19 protein-coding genes and 1 tRNA gene are annotated in these 22,020 nt (G+C 73.8%); 16 read left to right on the top strand and 4 right to left on the bottom strand.

Features of this window, described 5'->3' with window-relative positions:
- Window positions 1–93 precede the first annotated feature (93 nt).
- Window positions 94–564 carry a hypothetical protein gene (locus ACZ7LK_RS20995; protein WP_471142547.1) on the top strand — a complete coding sequence of 157 codons (471 nt, stop codon included), beginning with the start codon at window positions 94–96 and terminating at the stop codon, window positions 562–564.
- 496 nt (window positions 565–1,060) lie between these two features.
- Here ACZ7LK_RS20995 and ACZ7LK_RS20990 read toward each other — a convergent pair.
- Window positions 1,061–1,133 (bottom strand) — tRNA-Arg (locus tag ACZ7LK_RS20990).
- A gap of 138 nt (window positions 1,134–1,271) precedes the next feature.
- Between ACZ7LK_RS20990 and ACZ7LK_RS20985 the strand changes: the two genes are divergently transcribed.
- The 4 genes from ACZ7LK_RS20985 to ACZ7LK_RS20970 all read left to right on the top strand — a co-directional run bounded on the left by ACZ7LK_RS20985 (window position 1,272) and on the right by ACZ7LK_RS20970 (window position 5,519).
- Window positions 1,272–1,910 carry a ScbR family autoregulator-binding transcription factor gene (locus tag ACZ7LK_RS20985; protein WP_471142545.1) on the top strand — a complete coding sequence of 213 codons (639 nt, stop codon included), beginning with the start codon at window positions 1,272–1,274 and terminating at the stop codon, window positions 1,908–1,910.
- Window positions 1,907–2,803 (top strand): NAD(P)H-binding protein, encoded by an 897-nt coding sequence (locus ACZ7LK_RS20980; protein WP_471142542.1) that lies wholly within the window; start codon window positions 1,907–1,909, stop codon window positions 2,801–2,803. The genes ACZ7LK_RS20985 and ACZ7LK_RS20980 overlap by 4 nt, the downstream gene beginning before the upstream one ends.
- Before the next feature lie 209 nt (window positions 2,804–3,012).
- Window positions 3,013–3,660: a ScbR family autoregulator-binding transcription factor gene (locus ACZ7LK_RS20975; protein WP_392275115.1), complete on the top strand. Its 648-nt coding sequence runs from the start codon at window positions 3,013–3,015 to the stop codon at window positions 3,658–3,660.
- Between the two features lie 125 nt (window positions 3,661–3,785).
- A complete protein-coding gene (locus tag ACZ7LK_RS20970) occupies window positions 3,786–5,519 on the top strand; it encodes a class I adenylate-forming enzyme family protein (RefSeq protein ID WP_392275116.1) in 1,734 nt (577 codons plus the stop codon).
- 195 nt (window positions 5,520–5,714) lie between these two features.
- On the opposite strand, the gene ACZ7LK_RS20965 is transcribed toward ACZ7LK_RS20970, so the two are convergent.
- Window positions 5,715–6,998 (bottom strand): M6 family metalloprotease domain-containing protein, encoded by a 1,284-nt coding sequence (locus tag ACZ7LK_RS20965; RefSeq protein WP_469461224.1) that lies wholly within the window; start codon window positions 6,996–6,998, stop codon window positions 5,715–5,717.
- Between the two features lie 269 nt (window positions 6,999–7,267).
- On the opposite strand from ACZ7LK_RS20965, the gene ACZ7LK_RS20960 reads away from it, so the two are divergent.
- The 5 genes from ACZ7LK_RS20960 (at window position 7,268) to ACZ7LK_RS20940 (ending at window position 12,282) form a co-directional block, all read left to right on the top strand.
- Window positions 7,268–7,927: a TetR/AcrR family transcriptional regulator gene (locus ACZ7LK_RS20960; protein ID WP_392275118.1), complete on the top strand. Its 660-nt coding sequence runs from the start codon at window positions 7,268–7,270 to the stop codon at window positions 7,925–7,927.
- A gap of 111 nt (window positions 7,928–8,038) precedes the next feature.
- Window positions 8,039–9,592, top strand: coding sequence for an MFS transporter (locus ACZ7LK_RS20955; RefSeq protein WP_471142537.1), 1,554 nt, complete (start codon window positions 8,039–8,041; stop codon window positions 9,590–9,592).
- Window positions 9,593–9,679: 87 nt separating this feature from the next.
- Entirely contained in the window at window positions 9,680–10,585 is a 906-nt protein-coding gene (locus tag ACZ7LK_RS20950) for a LysR family transcriptional regulator (protein WP_392275120.1), read from the top strand.
- 90 nt (window positions 10,586–10,675) lie between these two features.
- Window positions 10,676–11,236 (top strand): cysteine dioxygenase family protein, encoded by a 561-nt coding sequence (locus ACZ7LK_RS20945; RefSeq protein ID WP_392275121.1) that lies wholly within the window; start codon window positions 10,676–10,678, stop codon window positions 11,234–11,236.
- Complete coding sequence (locus ACZ7LK_RS20940; protein ID WP_392275122.1) at window positions 11,236–12,282, top strand: YeiH family protein; 1,047 nt, start codon at window positions 11,236–11,238, stop codon at window positions 12,280–12,282. Before ACZ7LK_RS20945 ends, ACZ7LK_RS20940 begins: the two co-directional genes overlap by 1 nt.
- A gap of 77 nt (window positions 12,283–12,359) precedes the next feature.
- Here the strand turns inward: ACZ7LK_RS20940 and ACZ7LK_RS20935 are convergent, their stop codons facing one another.
- A complete protein-coding gene (locus tag ACZ7LK_RS20935; RefSeq protein ID WP_471142532.1) occupies window positions 12,360–12,872 on the bottom strand; it encodes a MarR family winged helix-turn-helix transcriptional regulator in 513 nt (170 codons plus the stop codon).
- Between the two features lie 121 nt (window positions 12,873–12,993).
- Between ACZ7LK_RS20935 and ACZ7LK_RS20930 the strand changes: the two genes are divergently transcribed.
- Together ACZ7LK_RS20930 and ACZ7LK_RS20925 are read left to right on the top strand one after the other, a co-directional pair.
- Window positions 12,994–13,803 carry a dioxygenase family protein gene (locus tag ACZ7LK_RS20930; RefSeq protein WP_469461231.1) on the top strand — a complete coding sequence of 270 codons (810 nt, stop codon included), beginning with the start codon at window positions 12,994–12,996 and terminating at the stop codon, window positions 13,801–13,803.
- Between the two features lie 477 nt (window positions 13,804–14,280).
- The gene (locus tag ACZ7LK_RS20925; protein ID WP_469461233.1) at window positions 14,281–15,294 is read left to right on the top strand and encodes a sigma-70 family RNA polymerase sigma factor; all 1,014 of its coding nucleotides are present in this window, start codon (window positions 14,281–14,283) and stop codon (window positions 15,292–15,294) included.
- 163 nt (window positions 15,295–15,457) lie between these two features.
- On the opposite strand, the gene ACZ7LK_RS20920 is transcribed toward ACZ7LK_RS20925, so the two are convergent.
- Window positions 15,458–16,414, bottom strand: coding sequence for a helix-turn-helix transcriptional regulator (locus ACZ7LK_RS20920; RefSeq protein ID WP_392275126.1), 957 nt, complete (start codon window positions 16,412–16,414; stop codon window positions 15,458–15,460).
- 62 nt (window positions 16,415–16,476) lie between these two features.
- Between ACZ7LK_RS20920 and ACZ7LK_RS20915 the strand changes: the two genes are divergently transcribed.
- From ACZ7LK_RS20915 to ACZ7LK_RS20900, 4 genes are all read left to right on the top strand, one after another.
- A complete protein-coding gene (locus ACZ7LK_RS20915) occupies window positions 16,477–18,039 on the top strand; it encodes an MFS transporter (protein WP_471142527.1) in 1,563 nt (520 codons plus the stop codon).
- Between the two features lie 221 nt (window positions 18,040–18,260).
- Window positions 18,261–19,022 (top strand): DeoR/GlpR family DNA-binding transcription regulator, encoded by a 762-nt coding sequence (locus ACZ7LK_RS20910; protein ID WP_392275312.1) that lies wholly within the window; start codon window positions 18,261–18,263, stop codon window positions 19,020–19,022.
- Window positions 19,019–19,972: a 1-phosphofructokinase gene (gene pfkB, locus ACZ7LK_RS20905; protein WP_392275128.1), complete on the top strand. Its 954-nt coding sequence runs from the start codon at window positions 19,019–19,021 to the stop codon at window positions 19,970–19,972. The genes ACZ7LK_RS20910 and pfkB overlap by 4 nt, the downstream gene beginning before the upstream one ends.
- Window positions 19,969–22,017, top strand: a complete 2,049-nt coding sequence (locus tag ACZ7LK_RS20900; protein WP_471142524.1) for a PTS fructose transporter subunit IIABC — start codon at window positions 19,969–19,971, stop codon at window positions 22,015–22,017. Before pfkB ends, ACZ7LK_RS20900 begins: the two co-directional genes overlap by 4 nt.
- The last annotated feature ends 3 nt before the right edge of the window (window positions 22,018–22,020 follow it).

Raw genomic sequence — 22,020 nt, 5'->3', positions numbered from 1 at the left:
ACCGTCCAGGCGATCCGTGAGCGGGCCCGGTCCCCGAGCCCGCGACCAGCGGGACCGCCCTCGCGGACACCACCATCCACAGAAGGGAAAACCATGGCCACGCAGACCCAGGCCCCCGTCGAACCGGGATCCGAGAGCAAGCTGTACGTCCTCCAGCAAGGCATCGTCGAGGACGCACCGGGCGGGGTACCGGCCCACCTCAGCTTCGGCATCCTCAGCACCGTCACGAACCCGGTGAACCCCGGCGACATCACCTTCACCCTGAAGGCGCCCACGGGCTTCGCGTTCACCGGCTGGCTCTCCTGGTCCTACCACGATGCCAACACGCTCCAGGCGAAGGGCAACCTGAGCACCATCCAGGGCACCCTCGGCGACGGAGGCCGCACACTGACCTTCACCCATAACCCGTCCCTGTCCACCAACCAGGAGGCCCTCGGCTACGCGGCCCAGGTCACCGCCGTCGACGGCGCGACACCGGGCCGCTACACCGACGGCCAACTCAAGGTGGGAGCCGCCAACCCGGTCAAACTCAAGGGCCGCGTCCTCGACCCCGACGAGGACTGACGTCCACCTGACGGACCGCCCCGTCGGCTGCTCCGGCACCGCCGACGGGGCGTGTGGTGCGCACACCCTCCGACGACGTCCTCGTCCGACTGCTCGACGGTGATCTCCTCGCCCCCGCGCCTCCATCAACCCGCTCGTCGAGCGGGAAGAGCCGGCCACCGACCGGACGGGTAACGGCCTTCCGGCCGAGACGGCGCCCGGCCTCCCGGGCGGCTCGCCGGACGTCCTTGAGTTCGCCCATCTCCGCGAGATCGTGGCTGCTGAGGCCCCTTTGCCTGTAGTAGCCGCTCATCCGGCGGGTTCGGACTCGCGCGCATCAGCGTCTCAAGGCGGTCGACCAGCCCCGCGCGCCGCCGCCGGGCCGGCTCGTCCCTCGCGGGCATGTCGCACGGCTCCCCACCGCTGTTCGCGGCCGCGTATGTGCCATATGTGTGCTGCGAGCACGAAGGCCCTTCCGCCCGTTGGACGGAAGGGCCTCTGACCAGGTGCTTCCCTGTGCCCCCGGCAGGATTCGAACCTGCGACACCCGCTTTAGGAGAGCGGTGCTCTATCCCCTGAGCTACGGAGGCGTGGTGCCGTGGCGGCACCGGCGTCAGTGTAGCGGGTGGGGGTGGGGAGGGTGGGACAGGCGGGTGCAGGGGGTGGGGAAGATCGTTTGGGGGAGTACGGTAGCGGGCGCTCGGTTTGTTTTGAGAACGGGGGCAGGGATGGCGCAGCTCAAGCAGGAGCGGGCCGTGCAGACGCGGTGGGTGCTGATGAGGGCGGCCGCGGAGGTGTTCGACGAGTACGGGTACGCCGGGGCCGGGATCAACAAGATCTTGCAGCGGGCCGGGCTGACCGCGGGGGCGTTGTACTTCCACTTCGGGTCGAAGGAGGGGCTCGCCAAGGCGGTGGTGGAGGCGCAGCGGGATGCCGTGGTGCCGATGCTGGAGACGCGGGGGCTCCAGGGGCTGGTGGACGTGACGCTGCTGTGGGCGCGGCGGCTCCAGGAGGATCCGCTGGTGCGGGCGGGGATGCAGTTGGCGCTCGACGGGGAGGGGTTCGCGGAAGGGCCGCCGTTCGAGGGGTGGCACGAGCTGGTGGCCGGGTACCTGCGGGAGGCGCGGGAGCGGGGGGAGTTGCGGGAGGGTGCCGACCCCGAGGTGATCGCCCGGTTCGTGGTGGGGGCGTGCACCGGCGTACAGCTCTACTCGCGCCAGGTGGACGGGCGGCGGGAGTTGCCGCGGCGCGTCACGGAGATGTGGGGCTGCCTGCTGCCCGGGATCGCCGCCCCCGGCACGGCCGGGAGCGTCGACGCCAGTGTCGCGCGCGGGGAGCGGCTGCGGCGGGCGGGGGAGGCGGCATGACGCGGGGCGGGGACGACCGGCCCGTCGTGGCCGTCACCGGCGCCACCGGTACCGTCGGCCGGCTCGTCGCCCGGGGGATCGCGGCCGCCGGCGGGGCGGAGGCGCGGCTCCTGGTGCGGGATCCCGCGAAGGCGGCGCGCCTGGGGCTGCCGGGGCGGGCCGTGGGCGCCGACTTCGGCGACCCGGACGGGCTCACGGGCGCGTTGGCGGGGGCCGGCGCCCTGTTCGTGGTCACCGCCGACCCCCTGCGGCCCGAGCACGACGAGAACGTCCTGGCCGCCGCCCGTGCCGCGGGGGTGCGCCGGGTGGTCAAGCTCTCCGCTCTCGCGGTCCTCGACGCGGGCGCCCAGGACCCGCTCACCCGCTGGCAACGGGACAACGAGGAGCGGCTGCTGGCGTCCGGACTCGACTGGACCCTGCTGCGCCCCCGGGCGTTCATGTCGAACGCGCTCGGATGGGCCGCCTCCGTACGGGACGAGGGGGTGGTGCGTGCCCTCCACGGCTCCGGGCGCAACGCGTGCGTCGACCCGCGTGACGTGGCCGACGCGGCGGTACGGGCGCTCCTCGAACCCGGGCACGCCGGCCGGAGTTACGCCCTGACCGGGCCGGAGCCGCTGTCCGCGCGCGAGCAGACGGAGATCCTGGGCCGGGTGATGGGCCGGGCGCTGCGGTTCGTCGAGCTGACGGAGGACCAGGCGGTCGAGCGGTGGCGGGCCCGGTGGCCCGAGCCCCTGGTGCGGGCGCTCCTGGACGGTGCCCGGCGCCAGCGCGACGGGGCCAAGGCCGGGGTGGGCAGCGGGGTCCGGGAGGCCACCGGGCACGCTCCGCGCTCCTTCGCCGACTGGGCCCGGGCGCACGCGGAGGCGTTCACTCCGGCCGCGTCGGCGGGGTGAGGTACCAGGGCTGGTGTGACTGATGAGGCCCGAGGGACTGCTGGGGCGGTAGAAAAGAAAGAACCGCGTAGGTGGTTTGTTTGATCGGGCCTCCGGGTGGCAAACTGACCGCTCGGGCGGGTCTCGACGTGAACACCCGCTGCTTTTGCGCGCCGTTGACAAACCAAAAGGTTGGTTTCTACCGTCGTGCCCGTGAGAAGGGTGGGGTTGTGGCGAAGCAGGAGAGGGCCGAACGGACCCGGGCGAATCTGATCAGGGCCGCCGCCGCGGTGTTCGACCAAGTCGGTTACGAACGGGCCACCTTGGCGGTGATCAGCGATCATGCCCAGGTCACCAAGGGGGCGTTGTCCTTCCACTTCGCCGCCAAGTCCGATCTGGCCCGTGCGGTGCAGGTCGAGGCGTGCGCCACCTCCGGCGCCGCGCTCCAGGTGTGCGCCGAGCGGCGCGGGCCGGCCTTCCAGTCGGTCGTCGACATGACGTACACCCTGGTGGGGCTGCTGGAGAGCGACGTGGTCACCCGGGCCGGGGTGCGGCTCGCCCGTGAACTGGAGACTCCGGAGGACCCGGCGCTGCACTGCCACGTCAACTGGCTCGGCAGCCTGTTCCAGGCCCTCCGGCGGGCCGAGGCTGACGGCACGGCGCTGCCCGGCGCGGACGCCCGTTCCGCCGCGGCGCTCGTCATGTCCGTGATCGTGGGCGCCGAGACGATGGCCCGTACGCGCGCCGACATGGCCTTCGGCGAGGCGCTGCCCACCCCGCGCGAGACGGCGCAGGAGTGGCTGGGGCGCATGTGGCAGGTCGTACGGCCCGTCCTCGCCCCGTCGCCCGCGCCCGCGCACTCGGTGTCGGCGGCCTAGGCGGCGCTCAGGGGGGTGCCGGTGGGCGGCGGGATTACGTGGTGACTACAACGACCTTGACGGGGCGCGGTCCGGGCGCATAGCGTCGCCCGAAGGACTGAGCAAGCGCTTAGGAAGAGGCGATCGTGCCGCACACCGATCCGTCCACCCACCGCTCCCCGGCGCCCGCACCCGGGCCCGGCCCCGACGGGCGGGTCCCCGACCGGGGCGCGGCCCCGGATCCCGGCGCGCGCCTCACCGCGCCCGGGGCGCCCTTCGCGGTCGTGACGACCGAGGACGGACGGCGCGTGTACGCCGACGGACCGCGCACGCTGCGGGAGTTCGTCGAGGTCACCTGGGCGTACGGGGAGCGCCCCTTCCTCGTCGCCGACAGCCGGACCTACACCTACGGAGAGTTCTTCGCGGCCGCCTGCGCCCTCGCCCGCCGCTTCACCGACGTCTACGGGCTGCGGCCCGGCGACCGGGCCGTCGTCGCGATGCGGAACCATCCCGAGTGGCAGGTCGCCTTCTGGGCCGCCCAGCTCGCGGGGCTCGTCGCCGTACCGCTCAACGCCTGGTGGACCGAGGACGAGTTCACCTACGCCCTCGACGACTGCCGGCCGCGCGTGCTGCTGGTGGACGGGGAGCGGGTGGAGCGCGTACGGGACTGGGCGCGGCGCCACCGGGTGGCGGCGCTGGTCTTCCACGGGGAGGCCGAGGAGGGCTTCGAGCGGTACGAGGACCTGCCCGCCGCCGATCCGGCGCTCGGCCCGCCGGACGTCGAGGTCCGGCCCGAGGACGACGCCACCATCGTCTACACGTCCGGCACCACCGGCCGGCCCAAGGGGGCCGTCGCCACGCACCTGGCGCAGGCCGGGGCCGCGGCGAACCCCCGCTTCCACGCCGCCGCGGCCGCGCTGGAGCGCGGGGAGATCCCCGGGCAGGGCCCCGCGCCGGTGTCGCTGACCACCTTCCCGTTCTTCCACGTCGCCGCCTTCACCTCCTTCTACGCGGTGATGGCGGCGGGCGGCACGCTCGTGCTGATGCACAGGTGGGACGCCGCCAAGGCCCTGGAGCTGATCCACCGGCACGGCGTCACGCACTACGCGGGCGTGCCCACCACCGCGCTCCAGTTGCTGGACGCGGCCGGGGACGGCGGCCTCGGGTCGCTGGCCCACCTCAACACCGGCGGTGCCGCCGCCCCGCCCGGGATCGTCGCCCGCTGCCCCCGGGGCGTCGAGCCCCGGAACGGGTACGGGCTGACCGAGACCTGCGGAGGCGTGCTGGCCGCGTTCGGCGCGTCCTACCGGCGCTTCCCCGGCAGCGTGGGGCGGCCCACCCCGGTCACCGAGGTGCGGATCGCCGCCCCGGACGGGCGGGCGCTGCCCGAGGGCGAGGTCGGCGAGCTGTGGCTGCGCGGCCAGTCCCTGGTGCGCGGGTACTGGGAGGACCCGGAGGCGACGGCCGCCGCGTTCACCTCCGACGGCTGGTTCCGCACCGGTGACCTGGCCACCGTGCACGACGGGCGGGTCAGCGTCGTCGACCGGCTGAAGGACATGGTGATCCGGGGCGGCGAGAACGTGTACTGCGGGGAGGTCGAGGCGGCGCTGTACGACCACCCCGACGTGCTGGACGCGGCCGTCCTCGGCGTCCCGCACCCGCAACTGGGCGAGGAGGTCGCGGCCGTCGTACGGCTCCGGGAGGGCGCGGCGGCCGGTGCGGAGGAGCTGCGGGCGCACGTCGCGCGGAGCCTGGCCGCGTTCAAGGTGCCGGCCCACGTCCTCGTCCAGGACGGCCCGCTGCCCCGGAACGCCACCGGCAAGGTGCTCAAGCGCGACCTCCGCCCGGCCGTCGAGGCGCGGGTGCGGGCGGCGTCCTAGGAAGGCGCCTGGCGGCCGGGGGCCTGTGCGTGGCCGTGCGGGCGGCCTGTGCGGGGCCGTGCGGGCCGGTGCGGGACTGCGCGGGGCCGTGCCGGACTGCGCGGGACTGCACGGGTCTTCACGCGCGGGGGCCGCGACCGCCGGGGCGGGTCTTCACGCGCCCGCCCGCGGGCACCGGCCGGCCCGGGGCCGGGCTCAGGCGCGGGTGACGCGGATGCGGTAGGTGCCCGTTCCGGGGTCTTCGGACAGCACCGTGATGCGCACGCCGCTCTCGCGGTCAGTGAAGGACTCGCCGGGGCGGTACGGGGCGTCCGACAGTTCCGCGTGCACGTTCGGGCGGCGCGTGCAGCCGCCGCTCTCGCGGTCGCTGTCGACGACGGTGACCGGACCGTGTCCGGTGTCGACGTCCGCCTGGACGTGGTAGACCAGCACCCCCGGCTCGCACACCGCCTCGTCGTTGCCCTCCCGGGTGCGGACCTCCACCGCGTACCCGGACTCCGGGGTCAGCGGGACGAAGGCCAGTTTCGGGCCGCCCTTGGTGGCCAGCGGGGTGAGCGTGTACTCGCGGCTGCCGGACGCGGAGGCGCAGCGGACCTGGCCGTCGTCGAGCCAGCCGAGCTTCCACTTGTGCCAGGCCAGCAGGTCGTTGTTGGCCCCCCAGTCCTCGGACATGATGTCCCAGTGCCCCACCGCGCCGCCGCCCTCGGTCGTGTACAGGTCGGGCAGGCCGAAGACGTGGCCGTTCTCGTGGGGGAGGACCCGGAAGCCCGTCTCGTGGTACGTGCCGGAGCCGTCGTCCTGGCGGCTGTAGACGAAGGACGTGTTGGCGAGCGGCGTCCCGTCCGCGTGCGGGGCCTCGCTGTTGCCGGAGAAGGTGACGGACAGGACGGTGTCCAGGGCGGACGGGCCCGCGTTCGGCGTGACCAGGATGTTGACCAGGTCGTAGTCGGCGAAGTCGACCTTCGGGTCGGCGGCCGTGACGATGTCCTGGACGAGCTGCCGGTAGCCGGGTTCGTACGGTGAGCCGCGCTCGATGCCGTACGAGTCGAAGGGCATCGGCATCCGCAGCCAGTCCGGCAGCGGGGCTTCGGGGCGGTAGCGCAGCCGGCCGTAGGAGCTGACGCGGAACCAGTCGGTGGTCTGCGGGAAGAACTCGGCGAACCGGCTCATGGCCGGGCCCTCGCCGGGGGCGTCGGGGAAGTCGACCATCAGGGTCAGGGCCCGGATCTCGCCCGTGGATCGGGCGTACACCGGGCCCGTGGGTATGCCCTCCGAGAGCTGGACCCCCAGGGCGGTGCTGATCCGGCACGGTGCGAGCCCCGGTGCGTCGGCGGCGGACCGGGCGGCGGCGGGCCCGGCCGAGGCGCGGGTCGGGTCCGGCAGGGTCGAGCTCGCCGTGGCGAGGCCGGCCATGGCCAGGGTGGTGGCGGCCGCGCCCAGTGCGACCGGTCTGCGTATCCGCCGGCGGGTCTGCTGCATGCGTGCTGATCGCCTTCGGTCCGCGGCAGCCGGCCGGGCCCGGACTGCTCTCCGTCCGATCAGCCTCTGCCGCGCGGCGGGAGGGCGCCCGCCGGGTGCGGCCGATCGTGGGTTACCCGCCGGGAACGGGAGTGGGCGCGGGAGCGGGGGTGTGAGTGGCGCAGGTCACAGCCGGAACGGGAGTAAGCGGGGACGGCATCCCCGTTTACCCCTGTGTCGCGACAAGCGGGGAACTACTCCCCGCTTGCGTTCCGAGAAAGGGAGTGACCGTGACGAGCACCGCCGACACCGCCACCCGCCCCGCGTCCCGCGCCGGCCGCCCCCGGGCGGACGCCCAGCGCAACCGGGAGCGGATCGTGACGGCGGCCCGCGAGATGTTCGTCGAGTTCGGGCCCGACGTGCCCTTCGACGAGGTCGCCCGCCGGGCCGGCATCGGCAACGCCACGCTGTACCGGCACTTCCCCGACCGGGGCACGCTGGTCCACGAGGTGGTCCTGTCCGTCATGTCCCGCACCACCGAGCGGGCCCTGGAGGCGGACGCCGAGGAGGCCGACCCCTTCGAGGCGCTGCGCCGCTTCACGCACGCCGCCGCCGACGAGCGGATCGGCGCCCTGTGCCCGATGCTCTCCGGCGCCTTCGACCGGGACCACCCCGAGCTGCTCGCCGAACGCGGGCGCCTGGAGGAGGCCGTACAGCGGCTCTTCGACCGGGCGCAGGCGGCCGGCCGGCTGCGGACCGACGTCGCCGTCGGCGATTTGCTGATCGGTCTGTCCCAGCTCACCCGGCCACTGCCGGGCTCCGCGTGCCCGAGCTTCGACCGGTTCGTGCACCGCCACCTCCAGCTCTTCCTGGACGGCCTGGAGGCGCCCGCCCGCTCCGAGCTGCCCGGCTCGCCCGCGACCCTGGAGGACCTCCGCCGCGAGCCCTGAGCCGCTCGCGGCCGCCGGCCCCCTTCACCCCCTTCCTTCACCCCCTTCCTTCACGTCGTTCCTCGCCCGTTCCCTCTCCTCGCCGTCCCGAGTGCTTAGGTGGCTGTTCCCATGCCGAAAACCCCGTCCGCTCCCGCTCCCGCCGACCTCAGATCCGGGCCCGGTCCCGATCCCAGCCGCTGGAAGGCGCTGGTCTTCATAGCCCTGGCCCAGCTCATGGTCGTGCTCGACGCGACGATCGTGAACATCGCGCTGCCCTCCGCCCAGGTGGACCTGGGGATCTCGGACGGCAACCGGCAGTGGGTCATCACCGCGTACGCCCTCGCCTTCGGCGGTCTGCTGCTGTTCGGCGGCCGCATCGCCGACCTGTGGGGCCGTAAGCGCACCTTCGTCGTCGGCCTGCTGGGCTTCGCCGCCGCCTCCGCGCTGGGTGGCGCGGCCGGCGGCGAGGCGATGCTGCTCGGCTCGCGCGCCCTCCAGGGTGCCTTCGGCGCGCTGCTGGCGCCCGCCGCGCTGTCCCTGCTGGCGGTGATGTTCACCGACGGCAAGGAGCGCGCCAAGGCGTTCGGCATCTACGGGGCGATCGCCGGTGGCGGTGGCGCCGTCGGCCTGATCCTCGGCGGTGTCCTCACGGAGTACCTCGACTGGCGCTGGACGTTCTTCGTCAACATCCCCTTCGCCGTCGTCGCCGCCGCGGGCGCCTACTTCGTGATCCGCGAGCCGGCCGGCGGCCGCAACCGCTCGCCGCTCGACATCCCGGGCGTCGTCCTGTCCACCCTGGGCCTGGTCTCGCTGGTGTACGGCTTCACCCGCGCCGAGTCGGAGGGCTGGTCCGACACGGGCACCATCGGCATGTTCGTCGCCTCCGTCGTGCTGCTCGCCGCCTTCCTCGCCGTCGAGTCGAAGGTGAAGTCGCCGCTGCTGCCGCTGCGCGTGATCACCGAGCGCAACCGGGGCGGTGTCTACCTGTCCCTGGGGCTCGCCATCATCGCGATGTTCGGCCTGTTCCTCTTCCTCACGTACTACCTCCAGGTCGTCAAGGGCTTCTCGCCGGTCAAGACCGGTTTCGCCTTCCTGCCGATGATCGCCGGCATGATCACGGGCTCCACGCAGATCGGTGCCCGGCTGATGACCCGCGTGGCGCCCCGGCTGCTGATGGGCCCCGGCTTCCTGGCGGCCGCGACCGGCATGCTGCTGCTCACCCAGCTCGAGGTCGGCTCGTCGTACGCCGGCCTGATCCTGCCCGCGCAGCTCCTGCTCGGCCTCGGCATGGGTACGGCCTTCATGCCGGCCATGTCGCTGGCGACGCACGGCGTCGAGGCCCGGGACGCGGGCGTCGCCTCCGCGATGGTGAACACCTCGCAGCAGGTCGGCGGCGCGATCGGTACGGCGCTGCTCAACACCATCGCCGCGTCGGCGACCACCGCGTACCTCACCGACCACGCGGCCGCCGCGACCACCCCGCAGGCGCAGAAGCTGCTCCAGCTCCAGGGCATGGTGGAGGGCTACTCCGCCGCCATCTGGTGGGCGGTCGGCATCCTGCTGGTGTCCGCGACGATCGCGGTGACCTTCATCAACACCGGCCGGCCGGGCTCCGGTTCGCAGACCGCCGCCGGCGGCGGCGAGGTCGAGGACGAACTGCTGGTCCCGGTGGTCGCGCACTGACGGTTCGCCGTCAAGAGGCGTTCCCCGCCGCAGGATTGGCGGGGAGCGCCTCTTTTCGTACCCCAATTTCTGCTTATGCTTGCGGCTGTGTTCGACTCCCGGTACATCAAGACCTTCCATGAAGTGGTCAGGACCGGTTCCTATACGGCGGCCGCCCGCTCCCTCGGGTACACCCAGCCGGCCGTCAGCCAGCAGATGAAGGCGCTCGAACGGGACGTCGGCACCCCGCTGTTCACCCGGGTGGGACGCGGCCTCCGGCTCACCGAGGCGGGGGAGGCCCTGACCCGGCACACCGGGACGATCCTCGACAGCCTGGCCGCCGCCCAGGAGCAGATCGACGCCATAGCGCGGCTGCGCTCCGGCCGGGTGCGGGTGTGCGCCTTCCCCAGCGCCGGGGCGACGATCCTGCCGGAGGCGATGGCCCGTATGGCGGCCGCGCACCCGGGGATACGGGTCGAACTGGTGGAGAGCGAACCGCCCGCGTCGCTGCGGATGGCCGCCCGGGGGGAGTGCGACATCACCCTGGCCTTCAGCTACCCGGGCCTGCGGGTCGACGTCCCCGACGAGCTGGACGAGTTCAAGCTGCTGGAGGACCCGCTGACGGTGCTCCTGCCCACCGGGCACCCGCTCGCCCGCCGCAAGGCGGTGCACCTGGCCGATCTGGCGCACGAGCGGTGGATCGCCGGCTGCGCGCGCTGCAACGCCAACTTCCTGCACGCGTGCGCCGAGGCGGGCTTCAGCCCCGACATCGCCTGCACCACGGACGACAACCTGGTGATGCAGAGCCTGGTGGCGGCCGGGGTGGGCATCGCCATGGTCCCGGCGCTGGTGCTGTCCTTCCTCTGCCACGACAAGGTCACCGGACGGGTCGTCGAGCCGCACACACGTCGCCAGGTCTACGCCTACGTCCTCCGCGACCACCTCAGGATCCCCGCGACGGCCCTCATGCTCGACGAGATCGCCGCCGTGGCGGAGTCCAAGGTCGGCTGCTGAACCACCCGCCCCCACCCATAAGCGTTCCTTGGGTACGGGGCAAAGAACCCTCCTTGGACGCCCTGCGTGCGCCAGGCGGACGCTGCGGCCATGACGACGACCCCCGTTGCCGCTGCCGGCCCGACCACCGAACGCCTTCGCACCCTCGTCGCCGGGATCCGGGAGACCGTGGACCGCGGTCTCCCGCCCGAACCGACCGCCCGGCTCGTGGCGGAACGCCTCGCCCCGCACCTCGGCGCGTCCGACCTGCTCACCCCGGCGCAGTGCGAGCCCGACCCCGCGCACTACCGCCAGCACGTCCTGCACGCCGAACCGGACGGCGGCTTCTCCGTGGTGGCCCTCGTCTGGCTGCCCGGACAGGGCACACCCATCCACGACCACGTCGCGTGGTGCGCGACCGGCGTCCACCGGGGCGAGGAGCACGAACGGCGCTACCAGCTCGTCCCCGACGGCGCGTCCGCCCGGCTGCTCGCCACCGAGGACGTGGTGAACGGACCGGGCGCGGTCGCCGCCTTCGCCCCGCCCGGCGACATCCACGCCGTACGCAACGGCGGTGACCGCACCGCCCTGTCGCTGCACGTCTACGGCGCCGACATCACGCGCCTGGGCACCAGCGTCCGGCGCGTCTACCGCCTGCCCGCGGACCGCTGATGACGCTCGTCGGCCCACGCGTCCGCCCCGCCGCCACCGGGAGCACGGGGGCGCGGCCGGGCCCCGGACCCGTGCCCGGACTGCTGCTGGCCGCCGGCGGGGTCGGCGCGGCCTGGCTGGCGCACCTCGCCGTACCGGCCGTCCCCCCGCTCACCGCGGCCGTGGTCCTCGGGGTCGCCGCCGCGCACACGCCGTGGCTGCGCGACCGCGTCCGGGGCGGCTGCCGGCCCGGCCTGACGCTGGCGGCCAAGCGCCTGATGCGCGTCGGCGTGGTGCTGCTGGGGCTGAAGCTGAGCCTGTCGGACGTGATGGGCCTGGGCTGGCGGACCGTCGCCATGGTGCTGGCCGTCGTGGCCGCCACCTTCGGCGGTACCTGGTGGCTCGGGCGCCGGCTGGGCCTGCCGGGCGACCGGCCGGTGCTCATCGCCACCGGCTACGCGATCTGCGGCGCGTCGGCGATCGGGGCGGTCGGCGCGGTGCGGGACAGCGACGAGGAGGACGCCGCCACCTCGGTCGCCCTGGTCACCTTGTGCGGCACGCTCGCCATCGCCGTACTGCCGCTGCTGCACGGCCCGTTGGGGCTGAGCGACGCGCAGTTCGGGCGGTGGGTGGGGGCGGGCGTGCACGACGTGGGCCAGGTGGTCGCCGCCGCGCAGACGGCCGGCCCGGCCGCGCTGGGCGAGGCGGTGCTGGTCAAGCTCATGCGGGTCGCGCTGCTGGCCCCGCTGGTGGCGGCCATGGTGGTGGCGGCACGGCGCCGTGGCCGTACCGCGCCGGGAGGGCGGCGGCCGCCGCTGGTGCCGCTGTTCGTCGCCGGGTTCCTGGCGATGGTGGCGCTGCGCACCACCGGGTGGCTGCCCGGGGCGGCCCTGGAGGCGGCCGGGACGGCCCAGGAACTGCTGCTGGCCGCCGCCCTGTTCGGCCTGGGGAGCGCGGTGCACCTGCCGACGCTGTCGCGGACCGGGGCGCGGGTCGCGGTGCTGGGCCTGACGGCCTGGGTGCTCGTCGCGGCGGCGTCGTACGCGGGGGTGCTGCTGACGACCTGACACCCCCTGGGGGTCGTGTCGATCGGGCCGGGTCAGGGAGCGGGCGCCGCGAGCCGGCATGATCGGCGAGACGTTTTCTAGCGCAGCCAGGGCAGGTCGGCGTCCGGGCAGGTCGGCTGGAGGCCCTCGGCCATGACGCGCATGATCTCGCCGAGCTGGCCGACCTGCTCCGGGGTGAGCCGGTCGAACATCGCCTGGCGTACGGCGGAGACATGGCCGGGGGCGCTCCGCCTCAGCACCTCGTACCCCTCGTCCGTGAGGTACGCGTTCTGGCCGCGCTTGTCGGAGGGGCAGTCCTCGCGGCGTACCCAGCCGTTCTTCTCCAGCCTCGACACCGCGTGGGACAGCCGGGAGCGGGTGATCTTGGCGTCCTTGGCCAGCTCGGTCATCCGCATGCGGCGGCGCGGGGCCTGGGCGAGCTGGACCATCAGCCCGTAGTAGACGTGGGGCATCCCGGCGTCGCGCTGGAGCTGCCGGTCGAGGTGGTCCTCCAGGAGCGTGGTCGCGTGCAGGTACGCCCGCCAGACGCGCTGCTCGTCGTCGCTGAGCCAGCGCGGCCCCTCGTTGCCGCCGTTGGTTGCCGTGTCCATGTATCCCACTCTACGGCTTCTTGAAAGTTGAACAAAGGATCGGTACGCTCGATCATCGGCCTGCTTTAACTTTCAAGTAAGTAGGATGGAAGCAGCACGCAGCCCGTCAGGAGGCGCCGCCATGACCCCCACCGCCCACGAGGAATCCGTACCGCGTGGGGCGGGGCGGATGCCGGCCCTGTACCTCTCCCACGGCGCGCCGCCGCTCGCCGACGACCCCGTATGGCCCGGCCAGCTCGCCGCCTGGTCCGCCCGGCTGCCCCGGCCGTCCGCGATCCTGATGGTCTCCGCCCACTGGGAGGAGGCCCCGCTGGCCCTCGGCGCCACCGCACCCGCGCCGCTGGTGTACGACTTCTGGGGCTTCCCCGAGCACTACTACGGGGTGCGGTACGCGGCTCCCGGGGCGCCCGCGCTCGCCGCCGCCGTCCGCAAGCTGCTGGACGCCCCCGGCACACCCGTGCAGGACCTCCCCGACCGGGGACTGGACCACGGGGCGTACGTGCCGCTCGTCGAGATGTACCCGGACGCCGACGTGCCCGTCCTCCAGATGTCCCTGCCCACCCTCGACCCCGTCCGGCTCATGGACATCGGCCGCAAGCTGGCGCCGCTGCGCGACGAGGGCGTCCTCATCGTCGGGAGCGGGTTCTTCACCCACAACCTGGCCGCGCTGCGCCACCGGGGCGTCCCCGGCTGGTCGGCGGAGTTCGACGACTGGGGGCGGCGGGCGCTGGAGGCCGGCGACGTGGACGCGCTGCTGGACTTCGCGCACGCCTCACCGGCCGGGGCGCTCGCCCATCCCCGTACCGAGCACTTCGCGCCCCTGTTCGTCACGCTGGGCGCCGCCGACGCGGCCGGCGACCTGAGCGGCGGGCGCAGTGTCATCGACGGCTTCTGGATGGGGCTGGCGAAGCGGTCCGTGCAGTTCGGCTAGGCGGGCCGGGGCGGAAGGGGGCAGGGCCGGGGCGGCCGGGGCGGTTCGGCCGGGCGGGCCGGAGTACGCGGCCTTCGGCCGGGAACGGGCTTGAGGTGGCGTAACCGGGGACGGTTCCGGCAACCCGGACGTCATGGGCAACCAGCAGGCGGTGAGGGCCGTCTTCAGGGTGGGAGTGAAGCCAGGGGCGCCGCTCGCCGGGAGTGAAGGGAGCGGTGTCGAATGTGATGGCCGTCTCACGGACGCAGTGGTGGCAGAGGTCCGTGAGGGCTGCCAGATCCCCCTCCCCGCCCGGGCTGACCTGCACCTCTGCGATGTCGTGAGACATACGCCCTGCCCTCGGTGGCCGCACAGGATACTGCAAGATCGCGGAAATCGAGGGACGTCATGGGAATTCTGTCCGGATTCCAGTCGTTGTTTCCGTCGGATGCAGGGCACCCGGGAGGGTGTCGCGACCTACTCAGCAAGGGAGCTCGCATGGCAACCCGTGCCGTCGCCCGTCGTCAGTCCGCCGCACGTGAGACCACCGACCGGGCACGCAGCGTTCGCGCCGTGGGCGGGGAGATCGCCGACCGCGACCTGGTCGGCATGTACCTCGACGAGATCGCGCGCACGCCCCTGCTCGACGCCGCCAAGGAGGTCGAGCTGTCCCAGACCATCGAGGCGGGCGTGTACGCCCAGCAGATCCTGGACGGCGAGACGGAGCCGCAGGCGGACGGCGCCGCCGCGGGCGCGTCCCGCGAGGAGCTGGAGCGCCTGGTCGCCGAGGGCGAGCGTGCCAAGGACGTGTTCATCCGGTCGAACCTGCGTCTCGTGGTGGCCGTCGCCCGCCGTTACCCGCGCAGCGGGCTGCCGCTCCTCGACCTCATCCAGGAGGGCAACGCGGGCCTGGTGCGGGCGGTGGAGAAGTTCGACTACACCAAGGGCTTCAAGTTCTCGACGTACGCGACGTGGTGGATCCGGCAGGCCATCACCCGGTCGATCGCCGACCAGTCGCGCACGATCCGCCTCCCCGTCCACCTGGTGGAGGAGCTGGGCCGCATCCGGCGCGTGCAGCGGGAGTTCAACCGCGAGCACGGCCGCGACCCGGAGCCTTCGGAGGTGGCGGCCGAGCTCGGCTCCAACCCGGAGCGGGTCATCGACGTCCTGGACTGGGCGCGCGACCCGGTCTCGCTGAACATGTCGGTGGACGACGCCGGCGAGACCCAGTTCGGCGACCTCCTGGAGGACACCTCGGCGGTGTCGCCGGAGCAGTCGGTGCTGACGCTGCTGCGCAGTGAGGAACTGGACGACCTGATCGGCAAGCTCGACAACCGTACGGCGTCGATCATCCGGATGCGGTACGGCATCGAGGACGGGCGCGAGCGGACGCTGACCGAGGTCGGCAAGGAGCACGGCCTGACGCGGGAGCGGATCCGCCAGATCGAGAAGCACGCGCTGCTGGAACTGAAGCGCATGGCCCGCGACACGGGCTTCGACGCGGCGGCCTGACCCGCCAAGACGGCCACGACGGCGCGGCCCCCGGACTTCCGGGGGCCGCCGGCCGTTCGCCCCGGGACCGTGACCGTGACCGCGACCGTGACCGCGGCCGCGACCGTGACCGCGACCGTGACCGCGGCCGCGACCGTGACCGTGACCGTGACCGCGGCCGCCCTCAGGCCACCGCGCGGCTGAGTCGGGCGCCGAGGTCGGAGACGTACGCCACCAGCGCCCGCGGGCCGTGGACGGTGAACGCGCAGTCCACGACGGCGACGCGCAGGGCCAGCCACTCCACGGAGTCCGCCGACCGGGCGCGCAGCCGGCAGGTGCGGGGGCCCGTGGGCGTGGGGGCGAGGTGCGCGGGCAGCCGGGCGGTGACGAACTCTGCGGGGGCCTCGAAACTGATGTCGACCTCGTGCTCCGCCTGCGTCCCCGACGCCGAGTGCGACAGCAGCTCCGCCGCGTTCTCCGCGGGCAGCTCGCGCGGGGTGAACCGGGCGCCCGTCGCGAACGGCTCGTCGACCCGGTCGACGCGGAACGTCCGCCAGTCCTCGCGCCCCAGGTCGTACGCCACCAGGTACCAGCGGTGGCCCGTCGACACCAGACGGTACGGCTCCACCTGCCGCTTGGTCTCCGTTCCGTCGCCCGCCCGGTAGCCGAACCGCACGCGCTCATGGCCGGTGACGGCCGCCGCGAGCGTGGTCAGCGTGGAGGGCGCGACGGTGGCGCCGTCCCCGCGCGTCAGCGGGATCGTCGCGTTCTGGAGGGTGGCGACCCGGTGCCGCAGCCGCGACGGGAGCACCTGCTCCAGCTTGGCCAGCGCCCGTACGGCCGCCTCCTCGACGCCCTCGATGGCGTGACCGGCCCCGGCGCGCAGGCCGACGGCGATGGCCACCGCCTCCTCGTCGTCCAGCAGCAGCGGCGGCATGGCGGCCCCGGCGACCAGCCGGTACCCGCCGATGGCGCCCCGGGTCGCCTCGACCGGATAGCCCAGGTCGCGCAGCCGGTCGACGTCGCGGCGGATCGTTCGGGGACTGACGCCGAGGCGTTCGGCCAGCTCGCTGCCGGGCCATTCGCGCGGGGTCTGGAGGAGGGACAGCAGGGTGAGGAGTCGTGCCGGGGTGTCCGTCATGCATCCCAGGATGCGCGCCCAGTAGGACATGACCTGACCTATATGACGATTAGTTTTCCGGCATGCCTTCCTCCTCCCCACAGACCACAGCCGTACCGACGGACCCGTCCGCGGACGCCGTGACCGCGGACCCCGTGACCGCGGCCGCCGCCAAGGCCGACCGGCGGCGCTGGCTGGCGCTGGCCGTCGTGATGACGGCCGCGTTCATGGACCTCGTCGACGTCACCATCGTCAACATCGCCATTCCCAGCATCGAGCGCGACCTGTCGGCGTCGTTCGGCGCCATCCAGTGGGTCACCGCCGGGTACGCGCTGGCCTTCGCCGCCGGGCTCATCACCGGCGGGCGCCTCGGCGACATCCACGGCCGCAAGCGGCTCTTCCTGGTCGGCATCGCCGGGTTCACCGTCGCCTCCGCCCTCTGCGGTCTCGCCGCCAACCCCGAGATGCTGGTCGCCTCGCGGCTGTTGCAGGGCGCGATGGCCGCGCTGATGGTGCCGCAGGTGCTGGCGATCATCCATGTCACGTTCCCGGCGCACGAGCGCGGCAAGGTGTTCGGGATGTTCGGGGCGATCGTGGGGCTCGGGGCCGTCTCCGGTCCGCTGCTGGGCGCGCTGCTGACCCAGTGGAACCTGTTCGGGCTGGAGTGGCGGCCGATCTTCCTCATCAACCTGCCGGTCGGCATCGCCGGACTGATCCTGGGCCGGAAGTTCATCACCGAGTCCCGCGCCGACCGTGCGATGCGGCTGGACCTGGTCGGCGTCGCGCTGGTCACCCTGGCGCTGCTGATGCTGATCTACCCGCTGACGCGCGGGCGTGAGCTGGGCTGGCCGCTGTGGGGCCATGTGTGCATGGTGGGCAGCCTGGCGGTGTTCGCCGTGTTCGTGGCGTACGAGCGGTACAAGACGCGCAAGGACGGTTCGCCGCTGGTGGAGCTGTCGCTGTTCCGGGTGAAGAGCTTCGCGGCCGGCATCGCGGTGCAGCTCACCTTCGGCGTCGTGATGGGCATCTTCTTCCTGGTCTGGACGCTGTACATGCAGATAGGGCTGGGCTGGAGCCCGCTGAAGGCCGGTCTGACCGGTGTGCCGTTCTCGATCGCCGTGTCCGCCGCGGCCGGGATGTCCGTGCAGAAGCTGGTGCCGCGCTTCGGGCGGAAGGTGCTCCAGGCGGGCGCGCTGACGATGGCCGCCGGTGTGCTCGGCTACATCTGGGAGGCCGGGCGGTACGGGACCGGCATCGAGCCCTGGCAGATGGCCGCCCCGCTGATCGTGATGGGCGCGGGCATGGGCCTGATCGTGGCGCCGCTGACGGACGCCGTGCTGTCGGACGTGCCGCGCGAGCACGCCGGTTCGGCGTCGGGGCTGATCAACACGACCGGGCAGATGGGCACGGCGCTGGGCCTCGGCCTCGTGTCGGTGGTCTTCTTCGGGGTCATCGACGAGGAGCGTCTCGCGCCCGGTGAGGTCGGTGCCGCCTTCGCGGACGCCTTCCGGGGCGCGCTGTGGTGGGTCGTGGCGGTGCTCGGGCTGATCTTCGCCGTGATGTTCGCGCTGCCCGGGCGTCCCGCGCAGCACCTGGAGGGCGAGGCGGCGGCCGCCACGGAGGCGGAGCCGGCCCCCACGCACTGAGGCACCCGCGCGGGACGGCCCGGCGGCCCCGGCGGCCGGGCGGTCCCGCGCGTCGGGACGGCCCGGCGGCCTGTAGGCCCGGCTCCGGGGATCGGAAGATCCCTGGAGCCGGGCCTTCCGTTTGCCCGATTGCGTTGCCCGACCGTGTTTACTTCCTGCGGATCCGGTCGTAGCCTGCTGGTGAAACCACAAACTCGGGCATGGATCGGACGCAAACCCACATGTACGCACCGGAGCGCCAGCAGCTCATCCTGCGCCTCGCCCGTGAGGGCGGCCGGGTCGACGTGCTCTCCCTCGCCGAGCGGTTCCAGGTCACCGCCGAGACGGTCCGCCGGGACCTCAAGGCGCTGGACCGGGCCGGCCTCGTCCGCCGGGTGCACGGCGGGGCCATCCCCGCCGGGCGGCTGGACTTCGAACCCGACCTCGCCGAGCGCGAGTCCACCGCGTCCGACGAGAAGGACCGCATCGCGCGCGCCGCCCTCGCCGGGCTGCCCGAGGAGGGCAGCGTCATCCTGGACGCCGGGTCCACCGTGGCCCGGGTGGCGGCCGGGCTGCCGCCCGAGTGCTCGCTCACCGTCGTCACCCACGCCCTGCCGGCCGCCTTCCGGCTCGCCGACCACCCCGGCATCGCGCTCCACCTGGTGGGCGGGCGCGTCCGGCACCGCACCCGCGCCGCCGTCGACGCATGGGCGCTGCGGGCCTACGGAGAGATCCGGGCCGACGTCCTCCTCCTCGGCGCCAACGGCTTCTCGGCCGCGTCCGGGCTCACCACCCCCGACCTCGCCGAGGCGGCCGTGAAGCGCGCCATGATCGGCGCCGCCCGGCGCGTGGTGCTGCTCGCCGACTCGGCCAAGCACGGCGAGGAGCACTTCGCCCGCTTCGGCGACCTCACCGACGTGGACCTGCTCATCACGGACACCGGCCTCGCTCCCGAGCAAGCGGCCGCCATCGAGGCGGCCGGAACGGAAGTCGTACGCGCATGATCCTCACCGTCACCCCCAACCCGTCCCTGGACCGGACCTACGAGGTCCCGGCCCTGGAGCGCGGCGACGTGCTGCGCGCCACCCGGGAACGCGTGGACCCCGGCGGCAAGGGCGTCAACGTCTCCCGCGCCGTCGCCGCGGCCGGGCACCGTACCGTCGCCGTGGTGCCGCTGGGCGGCACGCCCGGTGCCCTGGTGGCCGAGCTGCTGGCCGGCGAGGGCATCGAGGTGGCGCCCGTCCCGCTGAAGGGCCACACCCGGTCCAACATCGCGATCGCCGAACCGGACGGCACCCTCACCAAGATCAACGCCCCGGGCCCCCGGCTTACCCCGGGCGAGTCGGAGGCGATCCTGTCGGCGGTCGGCGCCCACGCGCCCGCCGCCGACTGGGTCGCCTGCTGCGGCAGCCTCCCGCCCGGCCTCGGCCCCGAGTGGTACGCCGACCTGGTCACCCGGGCGCACGGGTACGGCTCGCGGATCGCCCTGGACACCTCCGGACCGTCGCTGGTGGCCGGGCTGCGGGCCCGCCCCGACGTGATCAAGCCCAACGCCGGGGAACTCGCCGAAGCGGTCGGCCGCCCCCTCGCCACCGTCGGCGACGCGGTCAAGGCGGCGGAGGAGCTGCGGGACGCGGGCGCCGGGGCGGTGCTCGCCAGCCTGGGCGCGGACGGCCAGCTTCTGGTCTGCGCGGACGGCACCTTCTACGGGTACGCCGCCGTCGACGCCGTGCGCAGCGACGTCGGCGCCGGCGACGCGTCCCTGGCGGGGTTCCTCGCCGCGGGTGGTGAGGGCCCGGACGCCCTGGCGGCGGCGGTGGCGCACGGCGCGGCCGCGGTGCGGCTGCCGGGCAGCGAGATGCCGGGCCCGTCCGACCTGGACCACTCCGCGGTCACGGTGACCGCCGACGTACCCCTCGACCGAGAGCTGAGCGAGCAAGGGAGCCCGCGATGAGCGACCTGATCACCGCGGACCTGGTCGACCTCGACCTGGCCGCCGACACCAAGGAAGCGGCGGCCCGTTCGCTCGCCGAGCGGATGGTGCGGCTCGGCCGGGTGACCGACCTGGACGGGTTCCTGGCGGACGTGGCCGCGCGTGAGGCGCAGATGCCGACCGGCCTGGACGGCGGCATCGGCATCCCGCACTGCCGCAGCGCGCACGTCACGGAGCCCACGCTCGCCTTCGGCCGCTCGGGCCCCGGCATCGACTTCGGCGCCCCGGACGGCCCGGCCGACCTGATCTTCCTGATCGCCGCCCCTGCCGGCGCGGACGACGCCCATCTGACGATCCTGTCCTCGCTGGCCCGCCGGCTGATGGACGCCGACTTCACCTCCGCCCTCCGCACGACGACCGCCCCGGCCCGGGCCGCCGCCCTGATCCGGGGCGACGACCCGGCCGCCGAGGCCGCCCCGGCCACCCCCGAGCCGGTACCGGAGCCGGTCCCGGCCGCCCCGGCCACCCCCGAGCCGGTACCGGAGCCGGTCCCGGCCGCTCCGGAGCCGGCCGCGCCGTTCCGGATCGTGGCGGTGACGTCGTGCCCGACCGGGATCGCGCATACCTACATGGCGGCCGAGGCCCTGGAGAACGCCGGACGGGACGCGGGGGTCGAGGTCGCCGTCGAGACGCAGGGATCCGCCGGGTTCACCCGGCTCGACCCCGCCGTCATCGCGGCCGCCGACGGCGTGGTCTTCGCGCACGACGTCCCGGTCCGGGAGAAGGAACGGTTCGCCGGGAAGCCCACGGTCGACGTCGGCGTGAAGGCCGGCATCAACCGGGCCGCGGCGCTGATCGCCCAGGTCCGCGACAAGGCCGCACGCGGTGAGGTCACCGCGCCGGCCGCCCCCGCCGCCCCGGCCGGTCCCGTCGGAGCCCCGGGTGAACCGGGTGAGGGCTACGGGACCAGGCTCCGCAAGTGGCTCATGTCCGGCGTCAGTTACATGGTGCCGTTCGTGGCCGCCGGCGGTCTCCTCATCGCCCTCGGCTTCGCCATCGGCGGGTACGCCGTCGACAAGGCCCCGTCCGTCGCCGAGCACTTCGCCTGGGGGCAGGCCGACAGCTGGGCCGCGCTGCTGTTCCAGACCGGCTCCCTGGCGTTCGCCTTCCTGATCCCGGTCCTCGCCGGCTACATCGCGTACGGCATGGCCGACCGCCCCGGACTGGTCCCCGGCTTCGTCGGCGGCGCGGTCGCGCTCACCATCGACGCCGGGTTCCTCGGCGGCCTGGCCGCCGGTCTGATCGCGGGCGGGGTGGTGAGGGCGGTCCAGCGGATCAGGGTGCCCGGCCCCCTGCGCGGCATCATGCCCGTCGTCGTCATCCCCCTCGTCTCGTCGGCGGTCGTCGCCTTCCTGATGTTCCTGGTGATCGGCAAGCCCATCGCCGCGCTCCAGGAGGCCCTGACCGACTGGCTGTCCGGCCTGTCCGGCGCCAACGCGGTCGTCCTGGGCGTGATCCTCGGCCTCATGATGTGCTTCGACCTCGGCGGACCGCTCAACAAGGTCGCCTACGCCTTCGCCATCGGCGGCCTGACCAACCCCAACGAGGGCTCCCTCAAGGTCATGGCCGCCGTGATGGCCGCCGGGATGGTGCCCCCGCTGGCGATGGCCCTGGCCACGGTGGTGCGCGGCAGGCTGTTCACCCGGGCCGAGCGGGAGAACGGCAAGGCGGCCTGGGTGCTCGGCGCCTCCTTCATCACCGAGGGCGCCATCCCCTTCGCCGCCGCCGACCCGCTGCGGGTCATCCCCTCGGCGATGGTGGGCGGCGCGGTCACCGGCGCCCTGTCGATGCTCTTCGAGTGCACCCTGCGCGCGCCGCACGGCGGGATCTGGGTCGTCCCGCTGATCGGCAACCCGGTGCTCTACCTGGTCGCGGTCCTCGCCGGCACGGTGGTGAGCGCCGCGCTGGTGATCCTGCTCAAGGGCCACGCGCACCGGCGGTCCGCCCCCGCCCCGGCGGCGGGCGAGGCGGGGGAGACTCCCGGGAAGGTGGCCGTCGCGGCCTGAACG

Source organism: Streptomyces sp. NPDC039423, assembly GCF_055598725.1.
The sequence above is the reverse complement of the archived record's forward strand: the minus strand, read 5'-3'. Positions and strand labels throughout refer to the sequence as shown.

Coding starts and splice junctions, on each gene's coding strand:
- ACZ7LK_RS20995 (WP_471142547.1), top strand. CDS start 94: ATGGCCACGCAGACCCAGGCCCCCGTCGAACCGGGATCCGAGAGCAAG.
- ACZ7LK_RS20945 (WP_392275121.1), top strand. CDS start 10,676: ATGACGACGACCCCCGTTGCCGCTGCCGGCCCGACCACCGAACGCCTT.
- ACZ7LK_RS20955 (WP_471142537.1), top strand. CDS start 8,039: ATGCCGAAAACCCCGTCCGCTCCCGCTCCCGCCGACCTCAGATCCGGG.
- ACZ7LK_RS20900 (WP_471142524.1), top strand. CDS start 19,969: ATGAGCGACCTGATCACCGCGGACCTGGTCGACCTCGACCTGGCCGCC.
- ACZ7LK_RS20980 (WP_471142542.1), top strand. CDS start 1,907: ATGACGCGGGGCGGGGACGACCGGCCCGTCGTGGCCGTCACCGGCGCC.
- ACZ7LK_RS20965 (WP_469461224.1), bottom strand. CDS start 6,998: ATGCAGCAGACCCGCCGGCGGATACGCAGACCGGTCGCACTGGGCGCG.
- ACZ7LK_RS20920 (WP_392275126.1), bottom strand. CDS start 16,414: ATGACGGACACCCCGGCACGACTCCTCACCCTGCTGTCCCTCCTCCAG.
- pfkB (WP_392275128.1), top strand. CDS start 19,019: ATGATCCTCACCGTCACCCCCAACCCGTCCCTGGACCGGACCTACGAG.
- ACZ7LK_RS20925 (WP_469461233.1), top strand. CDS start 14,281: ATGGCAACCCGTGCCGTCGCCCGTCGTCAGTCCGCCGCACGTGAGACC.
- ACZ7LK_RS20985 (WP_471142545.1), top strand. CDS start 1,272: ATGGCGCAGCTCAAGCAGGAGCGGGCCGTGCAGACGCGGTGGGTGCTG.
- ACZ7LK_RS20935 (WP_471142532.1), bottom strand. CDS start 12,872: ATGGACACGGCAACCAACGGCGGCAACGAGGGGCCGCGCTGGCTCAGC.
- ACZ7LK_RS20930 (WP_469461231.1), top strand. CDS start 12,994: ATGACCCCCACCGCCCACGAGGAATCCGTACCGCGTGGGGCGGGGCGG.
- ACZ7LK_RS20915 (WP_471142527.1), top strand. CDS start 16,477: ATGCCTTCCTCCTCCCCACAGACCACAGCCGTACCGACGGACCCGTCC.
- ACZ7LK_RS20940 (WP_392275122.1), top strand. CDS start 11,236: ATGACGCTCGTCGGCCCACGCGTCCGCCCCGCCGCCACCGGGAGCACG.
- ACZ7LK_RS20910 (WP_392275312.1), top strand. CDS start 18,261: ATGTACGCACCGGAGCGCCAGCAGCTCATCCTGCGCCTCGCCCGTGAG.